Below are 20,479 nucleotides of genomic sequence, written 5' to 3'. Positions count from 1 at the left end.
GTTACCTCAAGGTCTGGATAAAGGAAAAGGCGATGCCCCGGCGCCAGATGCCCTGGCCCTGACCCGGGTTCACCGAACCGGGAACAATCAGCGCCTTCATCGCGGGGCGGACGAGGCTGACGGGCGTGCCGAGGCTGGCGCCGGGGCGGATCCCGGGCACCAGCTCGAGAAGGCCGGTGCTGCCGCCGGCCCCGGCGGTGCTGCCGAGCACGACGCGGTGCAGCGCGTATTTGACGGGCGTTCCATAGGGGAAGCCCAGCATGTCGCCGGGGGCGAGCAGATAGCCCGCGGGCAGGCCGGAAAGCGTGAGGGCGCGGGCATTGGGCGCGAGGCTTGCGATCACCGGGGTGGCGGCGCCGAGGACCACCCCCTCCGGATCGTGGATCGGGCCGGGGCGTGGCAGGGGATGGACCATCAGCGCGGCGCCGGCCATCTGCAGCGCCTCGATCCGGGCCATCACCGCATCGGCGGCATCATGGTGCGCTTGCCAGAGCTCCACCGTGCCGGTCCAGAGCCGGGCGCCCTGATCGGCCACCAGGATCTCGCCGCCGCGCGTGCGCGAGTGGCTCAGCGCCTCGCCCAGCGAAAACCTGGCCGTGGCCACGCGCAGCCCGCCCCAGAAGGCGGCCGCCGCGATCGGGTCGTCCTCAGCCATGGTCGTTCCCCTCAGACCTTCCGCGGATCGCGGCCGATCTGCTGCAACCGGCGCGGCAGGGCGCGGTCATAGCCCTCGACCACGCGGGCGGCGACCGCCCCGCTCAGTTGCACCACCTCCGCCTTCAGACTGCCGCCCTCGACAAACACCCGCAGATCGACGGTGCCGCCGCCGGACCCCGGACCGCCCCCCGCGCGCTGTGCTTCGCTCCGCGACAGCACCCGTTCGCCGCGCTGCAGGATGGCTGGCACCTCGTCGGGCCGCAGCCCGGGCCAGCCGCCCGCATGCATCCGCGGCGCGCCGGCAAAGAGTGCGGCCGGGACCTGGCGCTGCGGTCCGTCGAGACCCACCGTGCCGCCCGCATGCAGGATGCTGGCGCCCAGAAGCGCGGTGGTGCCCGCCCGGCCTGCGCCCGAGAATGCCCTCGCAAGCCAACCCGCCAGGGGTCCGGTCACGGCACTGCGGAAGGAGAGCTTCGCGAGATCGGCCAGCATCGAGGTCACCAGCTCCCGGAAATCGAGCTTGCCCGTGCGCACGAAATTGCCCACCGCCTCCTCGGCGCTGCGAAAGGCGCCGACCAGCGCATCACCCACGCCCGCGCCGATGCGACGCGCCTGATCGGCATAATCCGCAAGCGCCGCCCGCACCGCCTCCCAGCCCTGTCTGGTCTCTTCGGCGGCGGTCTTTCCCGCAGCCCCGGCCCGGCCGCCCGCGGCGGCGGCCTGATCGAAGCCCTCGGCCAGATCGCTGGTAACCGGGACGGTGTCTTCCAGCGCATCCTCGGTTCCCGTCACGGCCTGCTTCAGCGCCGCCCAGGCGGGCAGAGGACGTGTCGCGGCCTGCGCGAGTTTGTCGGCGGCTTCCGCAGAGGCGCTGGACCGGCCGCGCGCAGTCTCCGCCATCCCGCCGAAGAGGTCAGGGGCCGCGACATAGGTCTTGCCCAACGCCGCCTGAAACGCTTCCCCGGCCGCATCGCCCGCAGCCGCAGCGGCGCCCTCGAAAGGGTTGTCGAGCCCGCCGAGATCGACAGCGCCCAGCGTGCCGATGCGGATCCCGTCACCGCCGGTGGCCCAGTCGGGCAAGAGCGCCAGTGCCGCGTTCAGTCCCTCGATGAATCCGTTGATCCGGGTGACGACCGCATTCAGCATCGCCTCGACGCCCGCAATCAGACCATTGGCGGCGCGGTAGGCGAAATCCCCGATCGCCTTTGGCAGGGCGCCCCAGATCGCCTTGACCGCGTCAAACGCCCCCTGAAACGTCCCCACCGCGCGATTGCCCCAGCCGGTCACGGCCTCAAGCGCGCCCTGCAGGCCGTCAAGGATCCCGGCCTGGGCCGCGGCCCAGCCGGCTTCGACCCGGGACCAGGCGGCTGCGGCGGAGAGACCAAGGCGATCCCAGGCCTGCACCGCGAGATCCCTCAGCAGGGACAGGGCCGTACCGATGCCGCCGGTGGCGATGGCAAGCCTTGCAAACTGATGCACCAGTTCCCCGGCGCCGACGATCAGCACGCCGATCCCGGTGCGGATCAGCGCCCCGCGCAGGGCGACAAGCGAGAGCGTCAGGCCCTTCACCGAGAGAGCCGCCAGCGCCAGAGAGGCGACCCAGCGCCCCGCCATCACCCCGGCGAAGGTCGCGGCATAGGCCGTCAGCCGTCCGATATTGTCGAAGGCGAGGCGGATCGCGCTCCCGAAGGGGCCGGTGCTGCGCGCCAGCGCGGCCATGGCATTTGCGACAGCTTCCAACGCCGGGGCGGCGGCAACCGCGAGTTGGTTCGACACCCCGCGCCAGATCAGGCCGAGCCGCGACAGCGCGTCATTCGTGCGCTCGATCTGGTCGGCATCGGCTTCCGAGACCACCACCCCGAAGTCGCGGGCATCCTCGGTCGCCTGACGCAGCGTGGCTGTATCAATCCGGCTCATCGCGATCGAGCCTTCCTCGCCGAAGATCTGCCCCGCCACAGCGGCGCGCTGCGTCACCGGGATGAAGGCCTCCATCGCCGCGGAAACCGCCGCGATGCGCTGGTCGAGCGGCAGTTGCAGCAAGGTTCCCGCGGACAGGTTCAACCGGTCCAGCGCTTCCGCCACCGGGCCACCGGCCGTCGCCGCCTGGCTCAGCCGCCGCGTCATGTCCTTCGTTGCCTGCTCGATCCCGGCAAAACCGACACCGGCCAGCTCGCCCGCGCGCGCAAGCCGCTGCAGGCTCTCGACCGTGGTGCCCAGCGATTGCGCGAGCTTGGCCTGCGCATCCACCGTCTGCAGACCCGAGCGCACCAGCGCCACACCGGCCGTCGCCACCGCCGCACCCGCCGCCGCAGCCGCCAGCTTCGCGCGCCGGGTGAAAGCCGCCAGCCGCGCATTGGCCAGATCCATCTCCCGCGAGATCCGCGTGAAGCCCCGCGATCCCGCCGCCCCGATCCCCTCCAGTTCCGCCCGCACCTGGCGGCCGCCCACCGCCGAAAGGCGGACAGAAACACGTTTCTCGGCCATGTTCGGGATCCTTGCGTTCGCGCGCCTGCGCTCTTACGTTACTTGCATCGATAAAGAAGGCGTATGATCATGGCCGAGACCGCGACCCTGTCCTCGAAATTCCAGATCTCGATTCCCAAGGCGATCCGCACGGCGCAGCATTGGGAAGCCGGGCTGACCTTTGCCTTCATCCCGAAGGGGACCGGCGTGCTCCTGGTGCCGGTTCCGAAGCGGGAAGACCTGAAGGGGCTCGCGCGCGGGGCCTCCGCCACCGATTACCGTGATCGTGCGGATCGGGTGTGATGATCCTCGTCGATACCTCTGCCTGGATCGAATGGCTGATCGGATCGCCGACCGGCGAGCGGGTGGCGGAGCATCTGCCCGATCAGGTCGAGTGGCTGGTGCCGACCATGGTGCAGCTGGAACTCGCGAAATGGCTCACGCGCGAGGTCGGCGAGGACAAGGCCGATCAGGTGATCGCCTTCACGCAGGTCTGCCAGGTCGTGCCGCTCGACACTGAAATCGCGCTTGCCGCGGCCGAAGCCAGCCGCGCGCACAAGCTTGCGACAGCGGACGCTATCATGTTTGCCACTGCGCGGGCCCGCGGGGCGACACTTCTCACCTGCGACAAACATTTCGACGGATTGCCGGGCGTTACCCTGATCGAGAAGGTCAGGGGCTGAGCCCGGGGGCAGAACCCTCCGCCATCTGCGCGTTCAGCCGGCGCACCATCACCGCCTCGAGCGCGGGCAGGACTTCGGCGGCAAGAAGCGCGTTGACCCCCAGCGCCCGCGCCATCGCCAGTGCGGCCCCCATGTCCCAGCCGAGGATCGTGCCCCCGTCGAAGCCAGCTGCGACGCGCAATTGCCCGCCCAGCCGCCCCACCAGATCCCAGATCTGTTCGCCCTCGAACGTGATCGGCGCGTTCAGCCGCGCCGGGCAGTCCGGGCACGGCCCCTGGCAGGCTTCGCAGTAGCGCTCGCCCCCGCCGAAATGCCACTCGGCAAGGGCGATGAGGCGTTTTTTTCTGCATCCAGCAGCAGGGCCTTCGCGACATAACCGCTCTGGAAAGCCTCGAAGATCGGCCAGATCTCGAGGAGCGCGTCGATCCCCTCGGGCGTCACCGGGATCGGCCGACCATCCCCATCGCCCACGCCGTCCCAGGCCAGGATCGCGCGCCGCGCCAGCGCCTTGGCGGCCGCGACTGCGCGGACCTCGTCCGGTGTGTCGTCGGGCAGGTCCCGCACCGCCGGATCGCGCTGCACCGCAACCATCAGCGCCGTGCTCAGCGGGCGCAGCTGCACCCGGACCCCGGGCATCAGGTCAAGCCAGGAGGGCGTCTGCGTCAGATCGAGTCTCAACATGATCAATACCCCGCCACATCATTGATCAGAACCGCGGTGCACATCCGCGCGGGGCTGATCCCCTTCGACGCCTGCCAGTCGAAACTGGCCTGGATGCCCTGCGGCCCGGCAATCTCGATCCGGGGCTTGGGCAGATGCACCGCATGCGCGGTCAGCGTGAAGCTTTCCCCCGTCGCCAGCGTATAGGCGAATTCCAGCTCGCATTCGGTGCCGTTCACCGCCTGCGTGAGCAGCACCGTATCGGCAAAGCGCACTTCGAGACTGCCGGTGAGCGCCGCCATCCCCGGATCGGCCCCGTCGATCTTGCCGTCCGCCCGGATCGTCTCGATCCGGTCAAGGCCGTTGGCATAGGTGATCTGCGTCGAGATCACATTGCCAAGTGCCACGCCATTGCGCCGGATCGATCCGTTGAAATGGCCAAACCGCAGGAGGTCGATCTCGGCCAAGGTACCAGCCGTGCTGGTCGTTCCCGTCGTCTCGCCCTGCGCGACAAGGTTTACCGTCGCCGTCAGCAGGCCGGCCCGGTTCATCTCCCAGGAGATCTGATCGACCACGCAGCCCGAATAGATCGCATAGCGCGGGACCTCGGGCATGGCCGTCTCGATCGAGAGGCTCGGCAGCGACCAGCCGCCCGAGACGAACTCATGTGTATAGGGATCGGTGCCGGTGGTGGTGGGCGTCCCGAAGGCCGCCTTCAGCCAGAAGCCGAAAGCGCGCGCATCGATCGGCACCACCACCGCGCCATCGGCCGTCACTGCATCGCGCACGGGCGCCAGCGGATCGCGGCCATAGCCCAGCAATTCCGAACTGATTAGCGGCTGCTCCGCCCCGAGCGTCGTGCTGGCAAAGGGCATCCGCGTGAACCCGCCCGCCGGCGGGGTGCCGTAACTCGTCTCGAACGCAAGCGCCATCTGCGCCCGCGCGCCCTGGGCTCGTGCCATCTGTTATCTCCTGTTGTCGGTTGGGCAGATCCGCGGCGGGCCGATCAGGCCTTGTCGCGCGATCCCGCTGCTGGCAAACATCTCGGCATGAGAAGATTTGTCTTATCCCGCAGGGCCGCCGCATCGGCCCCGCATCGCTGGTCCCTGACCCTGATCGCCTGTCTGGTGCTGCTCCTTCCGGTCGACCTGCGGGCCGAAGAGCGGATCCAGGCCCGCGTCAGCAAGATCCTCGACGGTGACACCTTCACGCTGAGCGGGACCTCGCGGCGCATTCGCGTCTGGGGCCTCGATGCGCCCGAGCGCAATGAGCGCGGCGGATCGACCGCGACCCGGACCCTGCGGTCGTTGATCTCTGGCCAGACCCTCGACTGCCGCGTCCGGGACATGGATCGCTATGGCCGCATCGTCGGGCAGTGCTTCCTGCCCGATGGCCGCGACATTGCCGCCGAAATGATCCGCCTCGGCGTCGCCACCGAATACTGCCGCTTCTCGCGCGGCTATTACGGAACCTGCTGAGATCGCCCGATCACGCCAGCGGATCGGCCGTCGAATAGTGAAGCACGACCGGGATTACCGCCGCCTTCAGGCTGGCGGCGCCCTCGATGGGCAGATCCACCGGCTGCGGCGCTTCTGCTTCGATCCAGTCGCAGAGCCCGCCCAGCGTCCGGTCGGCGGCAATCACCGCACCGAGGCTCGCGATCAGCCAATCGAAGGCCGCATCGCGCCCCTCAGCCGCTTGCGTGATCGCCTCGATCTCGGCCCGGTGCCGGAAATGATAGCGCAGCGGCGACAGCGTGACCTCCGGCTCCCCTGGCTCGCCGTCACGCAGGATCAGCAGGCCCTCCCGCCCGATCCGCTCCGGAAGTGCCGCGTTGCGCAGCACCACGGCGTCCAGAACCTGAAGCTGGCTGTGCAGCGCGGTGAGGATGGTTTCGCGAGGGGAGGGCATGTCTGGTTCCATAAAGCATCATCAGAAGCGCCGCGATTCAAATTCGACAGCAATGCATCAAGAGGCGCGGCATGCACGCAAAAGTGGCATGCCTGACGCTTGTCTGTCGGTTGGCTTGTCACACAGCTTTTTCCCGGTGAACGCGCAGCTCGGCGCAGGATGATCCCCGCCGCCCTGTTGCGAAATGTCAAGCTAAGGGATTGAACTTTCACGCGACTCAAGACATGTTATCCGCCGGATAAAGAGATGAAATACATCTGGAGTGCTTTGGGTGCTATTGAAAAGACGTAGCGCAATATTCATTCATATTCCCAAGACTGCAGGTTCAAGTGTGGAGCGGGCGTTGAAACCGCACCGCGATCTGCGCGAAATACTCGTGCGACGTACCAATAAGACCTTCCAGAGTCTTCGCCTTTCGTTTCGATTGAACGGGATTGATACGCAGACTCACGCAAGTGCGCGCGATTATTCAGCGCTTTTGGGTGATGGATTTTATGATTATTTTTCTTTTGCTTTTGTCCGTAACCCTTTTGACTGGGCGGTGTCACATTATCATTTCAGTTTGAAGCGCGGAAAGACAAATTTGAGCTTCCGAGACTATCTTGAGAATATGACGGCCAATAGTCAGGCTGATTATATAACCGATAATGATGGGAATGTCATGATTTCCTTTGTTGGCAGGTTCGAAAGACTTAATGAGGATTTCTCGACGGTTTCCGAAAAAATTGGTTTGCGGTTGAATTTGCCTCACTTGAATTCTACTACACATGAAGGTTTCGCATCCCATTACGACCCCATCACCCGAGAGATAGTTGTTGATCGGTACCGGAGGGATTTCGAAGTTTTGGGTTATTCGACCGATCTCGCAGTTTAATTTTGATTGGGATCCACTTGAAATGGCGATCCCTGCTGATTGATGGTTTGGCGTAAGTCGGGGTCATGAAGATAAAACGTGCCTTTCCCCGCATGCAATTTGAATAGTCTGGAATGGTCGGGAGCAAGTTTGCTCTTCTCGCCTTGTCTATAATGCTGCGTCAGCGAACAGAAACTGAGCGCGTGATGGGATCGGCAGCGTTATGTGGTCAGGCGGAAGGCAGTTCATCCCACCCCGCAACGATGCGCCCTGGCACGCTGTCGATGGCCCGCTCCGCATCTCGCGCCAGGTCCAATCGCTTTCGTAGCTTGACCTGTGGGACGAGCAGGAAGATCGGCACGGTTGCCAACCCGCGGCCGGTTTTCGCGCGCGACGCCACCGCCCGTCCTTTCGAGTTCATCCGACCCTCGGCGACCAGAAGGCTTGGGCCCCGACGGCGATAGATGAAGCGCAACCGAAGACCCGTGCGGCGTTCCCATTCAGCTGGGGTGATCCGCCCGCCTCGGGCTGACTTTCCCGCGGCAGGGGTGGGGATCGCCAGCCAGAATCCGGCCTTCGACCGGATCAGCGGCCCCGTGTCATGGGCGCCGACGATGACTGGGGCATTCGACCAGACGAGGGCGGCCGCGTTGAGGCTGTCGCCTGCCTTGGGGTAGGTGGCCAGGCGGATCGAGTTGCCGAGCCGCGTGCCCAGCCCGGCGTCCGCGATCTGGCCGCGCCAGTCGGATTTGAGGGTCGCGCCTGCCGCGTGCATGGCGGCGGTGACCGCGCGCTCGCCCGCCCGGAATTCGGCCTCCATCAGACCGGCCAGGTCGGGGAAGATGTCCAGTTTCAGCTTCATTCCGGCCTCAGGTCGAGTGTCCAGATCAGTTGTTCGCGGTCGCGAAGCGGCTCGCCCTGGACCAGAAAGCTGTCGGTGCCGATCACGATCAAATCGCCGGGGCGTGGTTCTGGCAGGTCGATGATCCGCACATCCACCATCAGGCTGTCGCTGACAAAACGCCCCGCGCCGAACTCGACAATCCGATCCGGGGCGCGACGGATGATGCGGATCGGGCGTTCCTCGGATCTGGTGGCCGAGATCCAGAGCGCAGGGGCCGCCATGGAGGCATGGGTGAAGATGCGGTCCATGGCGGCGGCAAAGATGGACATGACAATTTCAGGGGCGTGTCAGTTCGAGCTGTGAAGCCGGATCGCGAGCCGCGGGCGCTTGTTGACCGGCAGGATCGAGGCTTCGGTCATCAGGTCGATCCATCGACCCTTCTCGTCGAGATGCTGGCGGGCGTAGAGGGGCAGGCCGATGGTATTGGCGGTTTCCAGAAGATTTGCCGGGCCGCCATAGGTGGTGAAGGTGTCCATCGTGCCCAAGGGGAAGGCGATGCCCTCGTTCGCTGGGACCAGCCGTTCGGAGGCCTTCGTCGAAAGCGTGACTGTCCCTGCGTATTCCTCGAAGAGGATGCCGGCAAAGGGGAAGTTGCGACGCACATCCTCGCGGAGCGGCTGCGCGCCGGTCGCGGCGTAGAACTTGTAGGCCTCTTCCGTCTTCGGATGGGCGATCAGCTTGTCGAAGAATTCCCGACTGACGAGGGCATGGACCGAGGTCATCGTCTCGCCCAGAAGGTTGTCCTCGATGGCGCGCAATACCTCGCGAACCTTGCCCTGCACGTTTGTTCCGGCCGTGCCCAGCACGAAGTCCACCGAAATCTGCGCGAGCCCGAATTCGGTGAAATAGTTGTAAAGGGTGGTGCCGGCCCCGTCCTTCACGATGCCGCGCAGCGCGTTCATTTCCATGTATTCGCGCGTCTGGGCATGCTTGCGGCGCATGAGCTGGAGTTTGCGGTTCATCACCTCGACAAGGGGATCGGCGGCATCGGACACGCCCAGCGCGGGTTGCCCCTGGATGTCGGCGGGCAGGATCACGTCATCATGCGGAATCCAGGGCAGGGCGAAGCTGCGCATCGACCGCCCCTCGCGGGTGCCGACCGTGGTTGGGCCACCGAAGGGCACCGAGGGCAACAGGCTCAGGACGCCTTCGTACTGCTCGATGATGACCGATCGCTGGCTGACCCCTTCGAAGCGGAAGAGGCCGATCTGGGCGAGGCGGGTGTAGAGGTTGGGCAGGATGTTGATGGCCTGCGTCATCTCGGCCAGCGAATAGCCGCCGGCGTCAAAGGGGTTGCGGATCAGGGTCATGGGGCGCTCCGGGGGCTGGGGGCGGAAAGGGAGGAGGGAAGGGGTCAGACGCCGTCGCGCGGGATGATGCCCACGGCGGCCAGCTGGCCGAGCTTGGTGGTGATCTTGCCCGCATCATCGACGGTGGCGTCATAGGCGAGGCCTGCACGCGAGACGATTGCCGGGCCGCGAACCACGACGATGCCGATCGCGTCGGCCAGCGTCGCATCGACGGGGTAGAGCAGCACGGCCGTGGCGATCTGCGCACCGTCAGTCCCGGTCGCCGGGGACAGGGTGTATTTGCCGCTGGCCGTGATCTTTCCGAGGACCGAGCCTGCGGGGTAGGGCGTCCCCAACAGCAGTGGCACGATCTCGCGGGTATAGTTCGGATTGACCTCGTATTTGAGGACGTCGCCCATGCTGGGCGGTTGCGTCAGGACGGACATGGTTCACTCTCCGGGATGGGGACGTTGGTTCAGCGCGAAGCCGCGGCGGATTTTTTCGCGGCCGCCACGATGGGGCTTTCGCGCGTAGCCGCCGGCGCGGTGGCGATGATGCCCGCCGCATCACCGCGGGCAGCTAGGTCGGCCAGGACCTTGGCGCGCAGGGCTTCCGGCTTCACGCCGCGGGCCACCGCGTCGGCGGCATCGATGGTGACGCCAAGCCGCGCCGCCTGTGCACAGACCTGAGCAACTTCCGCCGCCTCTGCGCGGATCGCTTCGGGGGAGAGCGCTTCCGCTTCCGCTTGCGGCGGCGCGACTACCGAGGACGTGGCCGGTTCCGGCGGGGTGGTGGCAGGCGCGGCCAAAGGCTGCGCATGGTCTTCAGGGGCGGTGGTCATCATCAGGCTCTTTCCTTTTGGGGTGGATGTGCCGCGGGGGGCGGCGGCGAAGGCGCGGAAGGCGGTGACGGGATCGGCCACTTCGTCGGCGAGACCGGCAAAGACGGCCGCCTCGCCGCGAAAGACGGCGGCTTCGGTGCTCAGCGCGCGTTGGGTATCGAGGCGATTGCCGCGACCGTCGGCGACGGTTTCCGCGAAAAGCTGGCGCAGATCCTCCAACTCGCCTGTGATCCGCGCGCGGACCGCTTCAGGCAGCGGCTGGTAGGGATTTGCGTCGACCTTGCGCGCGCCGGCGTGGATCAACGTGACGGCGATGCCCTTCTGATCCAGCGCCCCGCTCATGTCGCTGTGCATCGCCACGACGCCGATGCTGCCAACGGCGCCGGTGCGGGGCAGGATGATCCGGTCGGCTTGCGAGGCGAGCGCATAGGCGGCCGAGAGGGCATGATCGGCGACGAAGGCGTGGATCGGTTTTTGCGTCCGGGCGGCACGGATGCGATCGGCCAGATCGAAGGCCCCCGCCACCTCGCCACCGAAGCTGTCGATGTCGAGGGCGATGCCGCGGATCGCCGGATCGGCAAGCGCCGCCTGAAGCTGGGCGGCGATTCCTTCATAGGAGGTCAGGCCGGAGGATTGCCCGATCCAGGCTCCACGATGCACCAGCGTGCCTGCAATTTCAATGACCGCAATCCCGTCGACGACGGCTAAGGGCTGGCCGCCGTTTCGCGCCTGGCGGTTGGTCAGGTCATCGCCAAAGAGCGAGGCCCGGGCGGGCAGGGGGGCGCTGGCCTCATCTGCGGGCGCCACAGCCATCCCCTCGACGGTGATTTTCCGCCCGGTGATCCGGGGGCCAAGCCCCGTCAGGAAGGCCAGCGCCTTGGCGGGATCGACCATCAGCGGCGTGTTGAAGACGCGCTGGGCGATCTGGGTGTGATGCATCATGCCTCCTCCGCGGACCGGGGATCCCGGTCTTCGCCGTCCTCTGCGCCATCGGGTTCTTCCGGCTTGTCGCCGCTGTCTTCGTGCGTGCTCGTCTTGCCCGCTGCCTGCGCCGGCGACCCCGGGCGCCGGAAGTCGAGCCCCAGTTCGACCTCGCGTTTGCGTTCGGCGGCGATTTCGCGGTCGACCTGTTCTGCATCAAAGCCCCGTTCCGCGATGGCCTGCGTGCGGGACTTCAGCCCGGCCTCGATCTGCAGGATCTCCGCCGCCGCATCCTTGGCCGGGTCAATCCAGTCCCATTTCGTCGGGAGCCAGTCGCAGGCGAGATATTGGCGCCGGTCGGTGGCATAGTCCGGCAGATCGATGGCGCCTGCCAGCACAGCCATATCCATCCAGCGCGTCCAGACCGCGCGGCAGAGCTGATAGACCATCACCGAATGCTGGAAGGCCGAGATGCGCCGACGGAAATCGACGAGCGCGATCCGCGTGTTCGAGAAGTTGCCCTTCGCCGTGTCGCCGGTGAGATAGCCATAGGGCACGCCCAGCGCCGCACCGATTTGCAACAGCGTGCGGTACTGGAAGGGTTCGTAGGTGCTGCCAGAGTCGGGGGTGGACGGCGTGGTGACATCTTCACCCGGGTCCAGCCGCACCACCTGGCCCGGTTCCACCTCGAGATCGTCCTCGGCGGGATCAAGGGCGGTTTCTGGCGCTGGCGAGGTAATGAACATGGCGAACATCGCCGCGGTTTTCTTCCGCTCCAGCTCCGCGTCGTCGTAGAGGTCCAGCGTGAAGAGCTTCACCACGGCCGCAGCGAAGCGCGACACACCGCGCAACTGGCCTGCCTCGACCGGGTCGAGAATGTGGATCACCTCGGACGCGGGCACGCGCACGGTTTCCCCGGCCAGTCCCGGATCGGTCATGTCGCCCGGATGGCGGCGCAAAAAGTGATAGGCCACGCGGCGGCCGATGTCGTCGAACTCGATGCCCTGCCGGATCGACCCCGCGCCGGGCAGGACGCGGATCAGGTCCTGGGGCAGCATTTCCGAGGGCAGCATCTGCAGCTGCATCGGGACGGTCAGACCGTCCTCCGCCCGCCGCGGCCGGATACGCAGGAAGACCTCACCCGCCAGGAACGCCTCCCGCGCGGCCCGGCGCTGCAGGCCGAAGAAGTCGGTCAGACCCTCGGCATCGGCTTCGTCGGTCCAGGCGAGCCAGAGCTTCTGCAACTCCTCCTTTTTCGCCGCGTCCGAGACCTTCGACGAGGGCTTGATGCCGTCGCCTACCACATGGTTCGCGAAGGCATCGACGGCATTCGCCGCATAGCCGTTGTTCCGGACCAACCAGCGCGCCCGCGCAGTGATCGTCTCGCCCGAGGCGGTGATCAGCGTGTTCACATGGGCGCGGGTAGCCCGGAACCCGCGCATGCGACGGTGGGACTGCGCGGCGTCGAAGCCGCCGATGATGGATCCGAGCCGCGCGCGGAAGGTGTCGAGCACCATGGTCACAGACCCTTCGTGGCCACGGTGCCCCAGCGACGCCGACGCGGGGTGGCAGAGGCGGTAGCGATCCGGCCCTCCAAGTCGCGAATGGCCGCCGCCAGTTCGGCGTCCGATCCATAGGTGACTGTCTTGCCGTCATAGCTGACGCTGCGCAGCCCGGCGAAGCGGGCTTCCTGCAGCGCGGTCAGCAGGGCCTGCATACGATCGAGATCCATCAGTCCCTCATGAAGTTCGGGGTGTAGGCCCGCCGTTTCCGGCGCGGCGTGGTCAGGGTTCCAGCCTTGGGCTGGGCCGGATCAGGTGGTGCGGCGTCAGTCGGGATGGCTGCAGGCATGCGCGTTTCTAGGCCTGCCTGCGCCTCAAGCCGCCGCCAGGTGGCCTCGTCCCATCGGTCGGCGCCGAGGATCCACGCCGCGGCGCGGGCATAGACGCGGCAGTCCAGCGCCTCGTTCCGTTCGCGCATCTTCTGCCATTCCTGGTGGGCATAGCCGCGCTTGTTGCGAATCGTGACCAGCTGTTCGGCCACCAGCTGCTTCAGCCATTCGGTGTCGGCCCAGCCGGGAAGGTGGATCGTGCCGGGGGCGTCGAGCAGCCCGGTAGCGCGGTCTTCGTCCGAGGGCCGTTCGATCCGCAGGAAGCGGTAAGTCTCCGCCTTGAACGTTGCCGTGGCCACCGACCAGAGCCGGGCACCGCGGCGCAGCCGTTTGCCGCCGATGGTGGCATCGACGAAGGTCGGGCCAGACACCGGGGCGGCGCGGTTGAAGCCCTCAAGCCCCTTCAGGGGCGCGACCTGTTCGAACCCGACCTTGCGCGACCAGGCATAGACCGCCGCGGCCTCGTAGCCGGTATCGATGCCAAGCCGTGCCACGGTCATGAAGGCGCCATTGGCATGCTGCCACGACCGGCCAAGAAGGGCGGTCAGCTTGTCCCACGCCGCCGGATCGTCAGGCCCGCCCGGAATGACGATGTGATCGACGAGCCAGGACTCTAGGCCCCGGCCCCAGGCCCAGATGTCCACCTCGATCCGGTCCTTCTGCACGTCTGCGCCAGCCGTCAGGAACAGCCCGGCAGAGGGAACGCTGCCTGGCTTCCAGGCCTCGCGCCGATCCGCCAGCCGCTGCCATTCCGGCGCGTCGCCCGACTCGACCCATGTCTCGCCCAGAAGCGTGTTGCGCGCGGCGCGCAGCATCTCCTCCGAGCCCTGCGCCGCCAGCCATTCGCGCGCGATCTCGGCCCAGCTCTTCCAGCCCAAGGGCGAATAAAGCGCCGAGATGTGGAAACCGATGGCTTTCGGGTCGGCGGACACGGCTGTCGCCCGCCACTCGCCCTTGGCCAGCATTGCGGTCTTGTGATGCTCGGCAATGGGCCGTTCGCAGCCCTCGCAGTGGTAGGCCGCCGTTTCCGGCTTCCCCTTCGCCCAGCGCAGCCGATCGAACTGCAGCCATTGCATCGCCCCGCAATGCGGGCAGGGCACAAAGTAACGACGCTGGTCGGAAGCCTCGAACTCGCGCTCGATGCGCGACAGCCCCCGAATGGTCGGGGTCGAGACCATGAACACCTTGCGCCGGTGCGAAAAGGTGGTGGTCCGGGCCTCGGCCAGCGTGACCGGGTCACCTTCCTCGTCGGCCGAAGCCGGATAGGCATCGACCTCGTCGAGAAAGACATAGCGCGCGGGCATCGACCGCAGGCCCGTGGCCGAATTGGCCCCGGTCAGCACCAGGATGCCGCCGGGAAACTCCTTCGACAGCATCGAATTGCCGGCATCGCGCGACCGCGCCGGGCTCACGCGTTCCCGCAGGGCCGGGCTTTCCGCGATCAAGGGGTCGATCCGGCCGCGCGATGACCGTTTCGCCATTTCCACGGTGGGCAGCACAGCAAGCATCGGTCCCGGCGCGTGATGGATCACGAAGCCGATCCAGTTGTTCCCGGCCTCGGTCGCGCCAACCTGCGCGGCCTTCATGAAGGTGATGCGCTGGGCCGGGTGGCCGGGCGAGAGCGCATCCATGATCTCGCGCAGATAGGGCGCGCGGGCCGTGCGATACCGCCCCGGCTCGGCCGCGCCCCGCGACGATAGCCAGCGATGTTGATCCGCCCATTCCGACACCGTCAGGTTCGGGTCGGGGCGCATCCCCTGCCGCCAGACCCGGAGCAGGTCTTCGGCGCCGTCGAAGCCGAGGTCGAGGCCGTCGGTCAGGTCGTTGTCATCATCGCCGTCATGCAAGCGAGACCCTGAGGTCGGCGAGGGCGTCGAGCTGTTCGCGGACATGGGCTTCCAGCACCCTCTGCATGATCGCGGTCTCGATCGTCACCGATGCCCCGGTCTGCCGTTCCACCTCCGCCATGATCTGCGCTGCCATCAGCGCTGCCACCCGTCCGGGCCAGGTCACCCAGACATCCCGTTCCTGCCGCGCCAGGCGAAACACCAGCGTCTCGGCCCGGGCGCGGTCAACCAGGGCGCCCTTCTTCTTCTGCAGCCCCAGCTGCTTTTCCTGCGCCGCATAGACCGTCAGCGCGGTGCGCGCCTTGATGTAGGACGTGGTCTCGCCGGGGCCGCTCGCCAGCCCATCGCCACCCAGCGACCGGCGCTGCTGGTCGGGGTTCGTCATTTCCGCCCGTCGCACATCCGAGGCCACGGCGTTGATCGACCCGTCGTCATAGACCACCAGCCGTCCGTTCTTCCGGGCCTTCTGGACCCCGCCGCGGGACAGCCCCGAATGAGCCGCGTACTCGCGTTCGCTCATGCCCTTCATGGCGCGGATAATCCGATCAACGTGATGATATTACTTGGGTTTCAGTTGATTGGGTGGCGCGACAGAGCGAGTCTGATCGCAAGAAAACGATGCAACTCACCGAAGGACGCCACCGCCATGACCCGCCGCGCCACCGACAATTCCAAGGCCCTCGACGCCTTCATCGCCGCCAAAGCCGAGATCGACGTGATGTTGGAGCGACTGAAGGCGCTCAGCGATGACCACTTCGAGACCCACCCCGACGAGATCAATTGGGGCAATGTCGGAACGCTGGAGCACTACGCGGGCCTGCTGCGCCAGATCACGGAGAGCGCCTTCAAGGAAGGCGAACACGCCGCCTGACCCGCCAACACGCTCGACGATCGCCCCGCCCTGTTGCGCGGGGCTTGCCTCCGTAGAAGGGCGCACACCGCGCGCCCAGCGCAACGGAGACCCCGATGACCACCCCATCCGATACCCAATCCCTGATCCTGTCTCGCGCCGCGACCCGACCGGGCAACCTCGCCTTGCCGCTGCCCGAGGGGCTGGCCGGTGCGGCCGCCAAGATGGTCGTCGGCAAGATGATCGCCCGCGACTGGCTGGAGGAGGTCGAGGCCAATCTTCGCCGCGGCGAGCCGATGTGGCGCGAGATCGGCGAAGGTCACGGCACCACGCTGATCGCCACCGAGGCTGGGCTGGAGGCCATCGGCATCGAGCCGGTGGTGGTCAGCGTTTTTTCCAGTGTTCGCAAGGCAAGGGCTGTGCCGCCATCAGCGCCGGATGCCCCTGCACGTATCCCCGGGCGGGCGGGCACCAAGCAGGCGCAGATCATCGCGATGCTCAGCCGGGCCGAGGGCGCCACCGTCACCGAGATGGTCAGGGCCACCGGCTGGCAGGCCCACACCGTCCGGGGCGCTATATCTGGCGGGCTGAAGAAGAAGCTGGGCCTGCCCATTACCACCGAGAAGGTCGAGGGCAGGGGCACGGTGTATCGTCATAGGTGAGACTCCTTTCTCCACCTCCCCTGGTCTCCGACAGGCGCTTTGTCTCAGATCGTCAGCATATCTGCTGGACTAAGTGCAGTTGCGCCGACGGCTACAGCCATCTTAGGTTGCTAACTGGAGAACCAAGGGTGAGAAGGTCATGGCATTCGCAGAAGACATCAAGAAATCAGTTGACGAATATGCTCGAAAGCACATCGCCGATGCGGAGTGGCACAAGAACTTTTTTGACTTCATCGATGACCAAAAGCTTGCACTTCGATTGGGTGAGGAATTTTTTGCGGCTCGATATATATACAAGCTTCTTGAGGGCTTGGGGGCTGATGACTGGCTTCTGCGCGCTCAGATACGTTTGCAGATACTTTCTTACGCATCAATCTATGAAGCAGCCCTGCACCACCTTCTTTTTGTAAACAAGTCTGACGATCCGCAAGTAATCGCGCTTACTGAGTTTTCGATGAGGAAACAAGTTTCTATTCCGGCTGCGAAATTGGATATCCTCAAGAAGCACTTAGAACACGATGGAAAGGCTATTATTCCCACCTACGAGGGCGTTGGCAAGACTGATGAGTCAAAGGTTAGATTTGATCGAAAGGCTGAGTGCGCATGTTCTCTTGGTATTATTGAACCATGGCTGAAATATGAGCTTGTAGAATTCTATGATGCGCGCAACTCAATTCATATTCACGCTGAAATACGGAAGAGTTTGAGCTACGAACTGGATCTGTCAAAGCGTGCATATCTCCGAATGCAGCCATTTAGAGAGCAGGTTGTTAATTGGTCGCAGAGCCAAGGATTGGTGGTCTGACGGCCTTCCGCCCCGTCGCCATTTCCCACCGCCGCACGGCGACATCGCAGTAAACCGGGTCCAGTTCCACCGCGCAGCAGCGCCGCGCGGTGCGATCGGCGGCGACCAATTGGGTGCCCGAGCCGCAAAAGGGCTCGAAGATCAGGTCGCCAGGATCGGTGAAGGCCTCCAGCACCGCCTCGACCAGCGCCACCGGGAACACGGCCGGGTGTGATCCGGCTGCGCCCAAGCCGCCCTTGTGGCGCATGATGCGGAAAACGCTGTCCGGGATGCGGTGGCTCTGGATCGCGTTGCCGAAGCCGGTCTTGCGATGCACCGTGCCGTCGGCGCCGCGCAGGCCACCGCCGCCGAGGGTTTCGCCCGCGTGCTTGCTCTCGACCGTCTTGTTGGGTTTTCGGGGCTGGCGGTTGAAGTGAAAGATGAACTCGTGCGAGGGCGCAAGGCGGCCGTTCCAGTCGCCGGGCAGGCCCGGCCCTTGGTCCCAGACATACCAGCCGAAGCGGCGCCAACCCTGCGCGCGCATCCAGTCGACCCAGCCTTCCCAATAGGGGATCCATTCGCCATCGCGGTGGACGAGACCGAGGTTCACCAGCAGCTGGGCCTCGGTGGTGACCGGCGCCGCGGCGAAGGTGCCCTGCATCAGCGCATCCCAATCGCCGACCTTCTCCTTCGCCGCGCCATAGTCGCGCTGCTGGGCGTATGGCGGCGAAGTGAACAGGAGCGTGGCCTGCGCCCCGTCCATTAGCCGCGCCACCACGGCCGGGTCGGTGGCGTCGCCGCAGATCAGCCGGTGATCGCCCAGCGCCCAGATGTCGCCGGGACGCGTGATCGGTTCGACCGGAGCCTCGGGGATGCTGTCGGCCGCGTCATCGTCGATGGGTGCGCGGTCGTCGGCGTCGTGCAGCAGCGCGTCCAGCTCGTCCTCGGGGATCCCGATCAGACCGAGGTCGAAATCCTCGGCCATCAACTCGCGCAGTTCCTCGAGCAGCAGCGCCTCGTCCCATCCGCCCAGTTCGGTCAGCTTGTTGTCGGCGATCCGGTAGGCTCGGCGCTGGGCTTCGGTCAGATGGCCCAGCACGATCACCGGCACCTCAGCCAGCCCGAGCTTGGCCGCGGCCAGGACGCGACCATGGCCAGCGATCAACTCGCCATCGGCCGCGACGAGGCAGGGGACGGTCCAGCCAAACTCCGCCATGCTGGCGGCGATCTTCGCCACCTGGCCGGCATCGTGGGTCTTAGCGTTCCGGGCGTAAGGGCGGAGGCGGGCGAGCGGCCAGTGTTCAATTCTGCCGGGAAGAAGAGCCGCGTTCATGCCGCGAGCCGCTTGGCCGTCAGCGCGGTGAAGGTCTCGCCGGTGTCCGCCAGCACGGCGTCTTGGCCGGTGAAGGACTGCCAGCGTTCGATGGCGACATCGACGTAAGCCGGGTTCAGTTCGACTCCATAGCAGACCCGGCCGGTGGTCTCGGCCGCGATCAGCGTGGTGCCCGATCCCATGAAGGGTTCATAGACCGCCTGGCCGGGGCTGGAGTTGTTCAGGATCGGCCGCCGCATGCATTCGACCGGCTTCTGCGTGCCGTGCACCGTTTCGGCATCCTGATCGCGGTTGGCGATCTGCCACAGCGTCGTCTGCTTGCGGTCCCCGGCCCAGTGGCCCTTGCCCTTGGCGCGCACCGCATACCAGCAGGGTTCGTGCTGCCAGTGGTAATCGCCGCGGCTGAGGACCAGCCGGTCCTTGGCCCAGATGATTTGTGACCGGATCGCGAAACCAGCGGCCACCAAGCTGTCCGCCACGGTCGCCGCATGCAACGCACCGTGCCAGACATAGGCGACATCGCCTGGGAACAGCGCCCATGCCTCGCGCCAATCGGCGCGGTCGTCGTTCAGGACCTTGCCGGTGCGCCTGGTCTTGGCCGCGCCCGCCTGGTTGCGCCAGGACGGATCGTATTCAACGCCATAGGGCGGGTCGGTCACCATGAGCAGGGGACGGACATCACTCAGCACCCGACCGACTACATCGGCTGCGGTGCTGTCGCCGCAGATCAGCCGATGCGGGCCCAGCTGCCAAAGATCGCCCGGCACAGACACCGGGGTGACCGGCAGGTCGGGAACATCGTCCTCGCCATCGACCGGGCCATCGCCGCCCAGCGCCTCGGGATCGCGCAGCAGCGCGTCAAGATCATCATCGCTGAGCCGGATCAGCTGGTCGCTGTGATGCGCGACATCGGCGATGACGGCACGCGCCTCGGCCAGGCGGTCAGCGGGCCAGTCGGAGGTTCTGAACTGCATCGTCATGCCCGCCCCCGCGGCTTGCGCACCGGATGGGCCTGTTCCTGCGCCATGATCCACTCCTGGATGGCGGCACGGCGATAGAAGGTCTTCCGGCCGATGCGGGTGCAGGGCGGGCCGTGGCGGCGCGCTTCCCACCGGGCCAGCGTGTCGGCGGTCAGGCCCAGCGCACGGGCCAGCTGTTCGCGGCTGATCCAGTCGGCCAGCAGATCGGGAATGTCCTCTTCGGGATTGGTTTGAAAATCTCTCATGGGCTGCTCCGTTCGCTTTGTGCCCTCGAGCGGGGGCTGGGTCAGCGAAGCAGAGCGCGAGGACCGGAATACAGGCGGAAGGTGGAACGGGACGCCGCTGCCCCATTCCGGTCCCGGTATTATTGGAGTTTCAGGGTGTGTGGCCCATTGCGGTCCTCTGGGGAACGCTCCCTGAAAGGCGCTGTTGCCTGTCGCATTCAGGCGGTCGGCCCGGTGCAGCTCTACCAATCCTTCCGGCAGGCAGGATTGGCCGACCTTCAGGCGGATTCGCTGGACTTGTCGGGAGCGGAATTGTCGGAATGGGTTGTTCCGGCCGCGCTCGGACGGCAATCGGGGTTATCCACAGGTTCTTTCTTTGTTCCGATTTGGGGCAACGGGTTTGTAGTTGCGTGCTCGCCCACCGGCTGCGTAGATTTCTCGTTGAGCAGTCCATTGGAATCGAAAAGACGAACACGGTCGGAAGCCCGCACAGGTCTCGGTGCGGCTCTGGCATCCAGGCGGTTTTCCTCGACGACATGCTCCGCACCACAGTCCACCCACGTGCCCTGCGCGGCGGGTCACTTGTAATCTGCATGCCGACGGCCTTGGCCGATGGCTGCCGCATGTCTGAAAGGAATTAATCGATGGCCTTCCCGCGTCGTTTGGGCCGCGCTTTCAATGCGTTTTGGCGCATCAGCCGCTCGATCCGATGGAGGCCGCAGATCA

At 66.1% G+C, this 20,479-nt stretch carries 25 protein-coding genes; 7 read left to right on the top strand and 18 right to left on the bottom strand.

The window, feature by feature from the left end:
* Window position 1: 1 nt before the first annotated feature.
* Window positions 2–655: a hypothetical protein gene (locus MXB90_RS14935; protein ID WP_250046192.1), complete on the bottom strand. Its 654-nt coding sequence runs from the start codon at window positions 653–655 to the stop codon at window positions 2–4.
* A gap of 11 nt (window positions 656–666) precedes the next feature.
* The gene (locus tag MXB90_RS14930) at window positions 667–3,141 is read right to left on the bottom strand and encodes a phage tail tape measure C-terminal domain-containing protein (RefSeq protein ID WP_250046191.1); all 2,475 of its coding nucleotides are present in this window, start codon (window positions 3,139–3,141) and stop codon (window positions 667–669) included.
* Window positions 3,142–3,210: 69 nt separating this feature from the next.
* Here MXB90_RS14930 and MXB90_RS14925 point away from each other — a divergent pair, with 69 nt between their 5' ends.
* Both MXB90_RS14925 and MXB90_RS14920 read left to right on the top strand, forming a co-directional pair.
* Complete coding sequence (locus MXB90_RS14925; protein WP_250046189.1) at window positions 3,211–3,423, top strand: AbrB/MazE/SpoVT family DNA-binding domain-containing protein; 213 nt, start codon at window positions 3,211–3,213, stop codon at window positions 3,421–3,423.
* On the top strand, window positions 3,423–3,803 hold the full coding sequence (locus MXB90_RS14920; RefSeq protein ID WP_250046188.1) for a type II toxin-antitoxin system VapC family toxin: 381 nt from the start codon (window positions 3,423–3,425) through the stop codon (window positions 3,801–3,803). Before MXB90_RS14925 ends, MXB90_RS14920 begins: the two co-directional genes overlap by 1 nt.
* Here the strand turns inward: MXB90_RS14920 and MXB90_RS14915 are convergent.
* From MXB90_RS14915 to MXB90_RS14905, 3 genes are all read right to left on the bottom strand, one after another.
* Window positions 3,793–3,984: a DUF7697 family protein gene (locus MXB90_RS14915; protein ID WP_250046187.1), complete on the bottom strand. Its 192-nt coding sequence runs from the start codon at window positions 3,982–3,984 to the stop codon at window positions 3,793–3,795. The genes MXB90_RS14920 and MXB90_RS14915 overlap by 11 nt on opposite strands.
* 62 nt (window positions 3,985–4,046) lie before the next feature.
* The gene (locus MXB90_RS14910) at window positions 4,047–4,484 is read right to left on the bottom strand and encodes a hypothetical protein (RefSeq protein WP_250046185.1); all 438 of its coding nucleotides are present in this window, start codon (window positions 4,482–4,484) and stop codon (window positions 4,047–4,049) included.
* 2 nt (window positions 4,485–4,486) lie between these two features.
* Entirely contained in the window at window positions 4,487–5,425 is a 939-nt protein-coding gene (locus tag MXB90_RS14905) for a phage tail tube protein (RefSeq protein ID WP_250046182.1), read from the bottom strand.
* Between the two features lie 87 nt (window positions 5,426–5,512).
* On the opposite strand from MXB90_RS14905, the gene MXB90_RS14900 reads away from it, so the two are divergent.
* Complete coding sequence (locus MXB90_RS14900) at window positions 5,513–5,941, top strand: thermonuclease family protein (protein WP_250046181.1); 429 nt, start codon at window positions 5,513–5,515, stop codon at window positions 5,939–5,941.
* A gap of 10 nt (window positions 5,942–5,951) precedes the next feature.
* On the opposite strand, the gene MXB90_RS14895 is transcribed toward MXB90_RS14900, so the two are convergent.
* Complete coding sequence (locus MXB90_RS14895) at window positions 5,952–6,374, bottom strand: acyl-CoA transferase (RefSeq protein WP_250046179.1); 423 nt, start codon at window positions 6,372–6,374, stop codon at window positions 5,952–5,954.
* Between the two features lie 271 nt (window positions 6,375–6,645).
* Between MXB90_RS14895 and MXB90_RS14890 the strand changes: the two genes are divergently transcribed.
* Entirely contained in the window at window positions 6,646–7,248 is a 603-nt protein-coding gene (locus MXB90_RS14890) for a sulfotransferase family 2 domain-containing protein (RefSeq protein ID WP_250046178.1), read from the top strand.
* A 208-nt stretch (window positions 7,249–7,456) separates the two neighbouring features.
* Here the strand turns inward: MXB90_RS14890 and MXB90_RS14885 are convergent, their stop codons facing one another.
* Genes MXB90_RS14885 through MXB90_RS14845 form a run of 9 tightly spaced genes read right to left on the bottom strand, consistent with a single transcriptional unit; the run spans window position 7,457 to window position 15,449 of the window.
* Window positions 7,457–8,089, bottom strand: a complete 633-nt coding sequence (locus MXB90_RS14885) for a DUF6441 family protein (protein ID WP_250046177.1) — start codon at window positions 8,087–8,089, stop codon at window positions 7,457–7,459.
* Entirely contained in the window at window positions 8,086–8,400 is a 315-nt protein-coding gene (locus tag MXB90_RS14880) for a head-tail joining protein (RefSeq protein WP_250046176.1), read from the bottom strand. Before MXB90_RS14880 ends, MXB90_RS14885 begins: the two co-directional genes overlap by 4 nt.
* 18 nt (window positions 8,401–8,418) lie before the next feature.
* Entirely contained in the window at window positions 8,419–9,441 is a 1,023-nt protein-coding gene (locus tag MXB90_RS14875) for a major capsid protein (protein ID WP_250046175.1), read from the bottom strand.
* A gap of 44 nt (window positions 9,442–9,485) precedes the next feature.
* Complete coding sequence (locus MXB90_RS14870) at window positions 9,486–9,866, bottom strand: head decoration protein (RefSeq protein WP_250046174.1); 381 nt, start codon at window positions 9,864–9,866, stop codon at window positions 9,486–9,488.
* A gap of 29 nt (window positions 9,867–9,895) precedes the next feature.
* On the bottom strand, window positions 9,896–11,200 hold the full coding sequence (locus MXB90_RS14865; protein WP_250046207.1) for a S49 family peptidase: 1,305 nt from the start codon (window positions 11,198–11,200) through the stop codon (window positions 9,896–9,898).
* Window positions 11,200–12,699 (bottom strand): phage portal protein, encoded by a 1,500-nt coding sequence (locus MXB90_RS14860; RefSeq protein WP_250046173.1) that lies wholly within the window; start codon window positions 12,697–12,699, stop codon window positions 11,200–11,202. The genes MXB90_RS14865 and MXB90_RS14860 overlap by 1 nt, the downstream gene beginning before the upstream one ends.
* 2 nt (window positions 12,700–12,701) lie before the next feature.
* On the bottom strand, window positions 12,702–12,914 hold the full coding sequence (locus tag MXB90_RS14855) for a phage head-tail joining protein (protein WP_250046171.1): 213 nt from the start codon (window positions 12,912–12,914) through the stop codon (window positions 12,702–12,704).
* Window positions 12,914–14,965 (bottom strand): phage terminase large subunit family protein, encoded by a 2,052-nt coding sequence (locus MXB90_RS14850; RefSeq protein WP_250046170.1) that lies wholly within the window; start codon window positions 14,963–14,965, stop codon window positions 12,914–12,916. The genes MXB90_RS14855 and MXB90_RS14850 overlap by 1 nt, the downstream gene beginning before the upstream one ends.
* A complete protein-coding gene (locus MXB90_RS14845) occupies window positions 14,913–15,449 on the bottom strand; it encodes a hypothetical protein (protein WP_250046169.1) in 537 nt (178 codons plus the stop codon). The genes MXB90_RS14850 and MXB90_RS14845 overlap by 53 nt, the downstream gene beginning before the upstream one ends.
* 117 nt (window positions 15,450–15,566) lie before the next feature.
* On the opposite strand from MXB90_RS14845, the gene MXB90_RS14840 reads away from it, so the two are divergent.
* The 3 genes from MXB90_RS14840 to MXB90_RS14830 all read left to right on the top strand — a co-directional run bounded on the left by MXB90_RS14840 (window position 15,567) and on the right by MXB90_RS14830 (window position 17,237).
* The gene (locus MXB90_RS14840; RefSeq protein WP_250046168.1) at window positions 15,567–15,791 is read left to right on the top strand and encodes a hypothetical protein; all 225 of its coding nucleotides are present in this window, start codon (window positions 15,567–15,569) and stop codon (window positions 15,789–15,791) included.
* Between the two features lie 95 nt (window positions 15,792–15,886).
* The gene (locus MXB90_RS14835) at window positions 15,887–16,432 is read left to right on the top strand and encodes a DUF3489 domain-containing protein (protein ID WP_250046167.1); all 546 of its coding nucleotides are present in this window, start codon (window positions 15,887–15,889) and stop codon (window positions 16,430–16,432) included.
* A 139-nt stretch (window positions 16,433–16,571) separates the two neighbouring features.
* Entirely contained in the window at window positions 16,572–17,237 is a 666-nt protein-coding gene (locus tag MXB90_RS14830) for a hypothetical protein (protein ID WP_250046166.1), read from the top strand.
* Here the strand turns inward: MXB90_RS14830 and MXB90_RS14825 are convergent.
* Genes MXB90_RS14825 through MXB90_RS14815 form a run of 3 tightly spaced genes read right to left on the bottom strand, consistent with a single transcriptional unit; the run spans window position 17,203 to window position 19,774 of the window.
* Window positions 17,203–18,549, bottom strand: coding sequence for a site-specific DNA-methyltransferase (locus MXB90_RS14825; protein WP_250046165.1), 1,347 nt, complete (start codon window positions 18,547–18,549; stop codon window positions 17,203–17,205). The genes MXB90_RS14830 and MXB90_RS14825 overlap by 35 nt on opposite strands.
* Window positions 18,546–19,529, bottom strand: coding sequence for a DNA-methyltransferase (locus MXB90_RS14820; protein WP_250046164.1), 984 nt, complete (start codon window positions 19,527–19,529; stop codon window positions 18,546–18,548). The genes MXB90_RS14825 and MXB90_RS14820 overlap by 4 nt, the downstream gene beginning before the upstream one ends.
* Entirely contained in the window at window positions 19,526–19,774 is a 249-nt protein-coding gene (locus tag MXB90_RS14815) for a helix-turn-helix transcriptional regulator (RefSeq protein WP_250046163.1), read from the bottom strand. Before MXB90_RS14815 ends, MXB90_RS14820 begins: the two co-directional genes overlap by 4 nt.
* Window positions 19,775–20,479: the final 705 nt, after the last annotated feature.

Source organism: Phaeovulum molybdatiresistens, assembly GCF_023544865.1.
GTDB lineage: Bacteria > Pseudomonadota > Alphaproteobacteria > Rhodobacterales > Rhodobacteraceae > Pontitalea.
This window is presented reverse-complemented; position numbering and strand designations above follow the sequence as displayed.

Coding starts and splice junctions, on each gene's coding strand:
- MXB90_RS14895 (WP_250046179.1), bottom strand. CDS start 6,374: ATGCCCTCCCCTCGCGAAACCATCCTCACCGCGCTGCACAGCCAGCTT.
- MXB90_RS14885 (WP_250046177.1), bottom strand. CDS start 8,089: ATGAAGCTGAAACTGGACATCTTCCCCGACCTGGCCGGTCTGATGGAG.
- MXB90_RS14925 (WP_250046189.1), top strand. CDS start 3,211: ATGGCCGAGACCGCGACCCTGTCCTCGAAATTCCAGATCTCGATTCCC.
- MXB90_RS14845 (WP_250046169.1), bottom strand. CDS start 15,449: ATGAAGGGCATGAGCGAACGCGAGTACGCGGCTCATTCGGGGCTGTCC.
- MXB90_RS14855 (WP_250046171.1), bottom strand. CDS start 12,914: ATGGATCTCGATCGTATGCAGGCCCTGCTGACCGCGCTGCAGGAAGCC.
- MXB90_RS14875 (WP_250046175.1), bottom strand. CDS start 9,441: ATGACCCTGATCCGCAACCCCTTTGACGCCGGCGGCTATTCGCTGGCC.
- MXB90_RS14815 (WP_250046163.1), bottom strand. CDS start 19,774: ATGAGAGATTTTCAAACCAATCCCGAAGAGGACATTCCCGATCTGCTG.
- MXB90_RS14880 (WP_250046176.1), bottom strand. CDS start 8,400: ATGTCCATCTTTGCCGCCGCCATGGACCGCATCTTCACCCATGCCTCC.
- MXB90_RS14870 (WP_250046174.1), bottom strand. CDS start 9,866: ATGTCCGTCCTGACGCAACCGCCCAGCATGGGCGACGTCCTCAAATAC.
- MXB90_RS14865 (WP_250046207.1), bottom strand. CDS start 11,200: ATGCATCACACCCAGATCGCCCAGCGCGTCTTCAACACGCCGCTGATG.
- MXB90_RS14835 (WP_250046167.1), top strand. CDS start 15,887: ATGACCACCCCATCCGATACCCAATCCCTGATCCTGTCTCGCGCCGCG.
- MXB90_RS14930 (WP_250046191.1), bottom strand. CDS start 3,141: ATGGCCGAGAAACGTGTTTCTGTCCGCCTTTCGGCGGTGGGCGGCCGC.
- MXB90_RS14830 (WP_250046166.1), top strand. CDS start 16,572: ATGGCATTCGCAGAAGACATCAAGAAATCAGTTGACGAATATGCTCGA.
- MXB90_RS14910 (WP_250046185.1), bottom strand. CDS start 4,484: ATGTTGAGACTCGATCTGACGCAGACGCCCTCCTGGCTTGACCTGATG.
- MXB90_RS14920 (WP_250046188.1), top strand. CDS start 3,423: ATGATCCTCGTCGATACCTCTGCCTGGATCGAATGGCTGATCGGATCG.
- MXB90_RS14905 (WP_250046182.1), bottom strand. CDS start 5,425: ATGGCACGAGCCCAGGGCGCGCGGGCGCAGATGGCGCTTGCGTTCGAG.
- MXB90_RS14935 (WP_250046192.1), bottom strand. CDS start 655: ATGGCTGAGGACGACCCGATCGCGGCGGCCGCCTTCTGGGGCGGGCTG.
- MXB90_RS14820 (WP_250046164.1), bottom strand. CDS start 19,529: ATGACGATGCAGTTCAGAACCTCCGACTGGCCCGCTGACCGCCTGGCC.
- MXB90_RS14825 (WP_250046165.1), bottom strand. CDS start 18,549: ATGAACGCGGCTCTTCTTCCCGGCAGAATTGAACACTGGCCGCTCGCC.
- MXB90_RS14850 (WP_250046170.1), bottom strand. CDS start 14,965: ATGTCCGCGAACAGCTCGACGCCCTCGCCGACCTCAGGGTCTCGCTTG.
- MXB90_RS14900 (WP_250046181.1), top strand. CDS start 5,513: ATGAGAAGATTTGTCTTATCCCGCAGGGCCGCCGCATCGGCCCCGCAT.
- MXB90_RS14860 (WP_250046173.1), bottom strand. CDS start 12,699: ATGGTGCTCGACACCTTCCGCGCGCGGCTCGGATCCATCATCGGCGGC.
- MXB90_RS14840 (WP_250046168.1), top strand. CDS start 15,567: ATGACCCGCCGCGCCACCGACAATTCCAAGGCCCTCGACGCCTTCATC.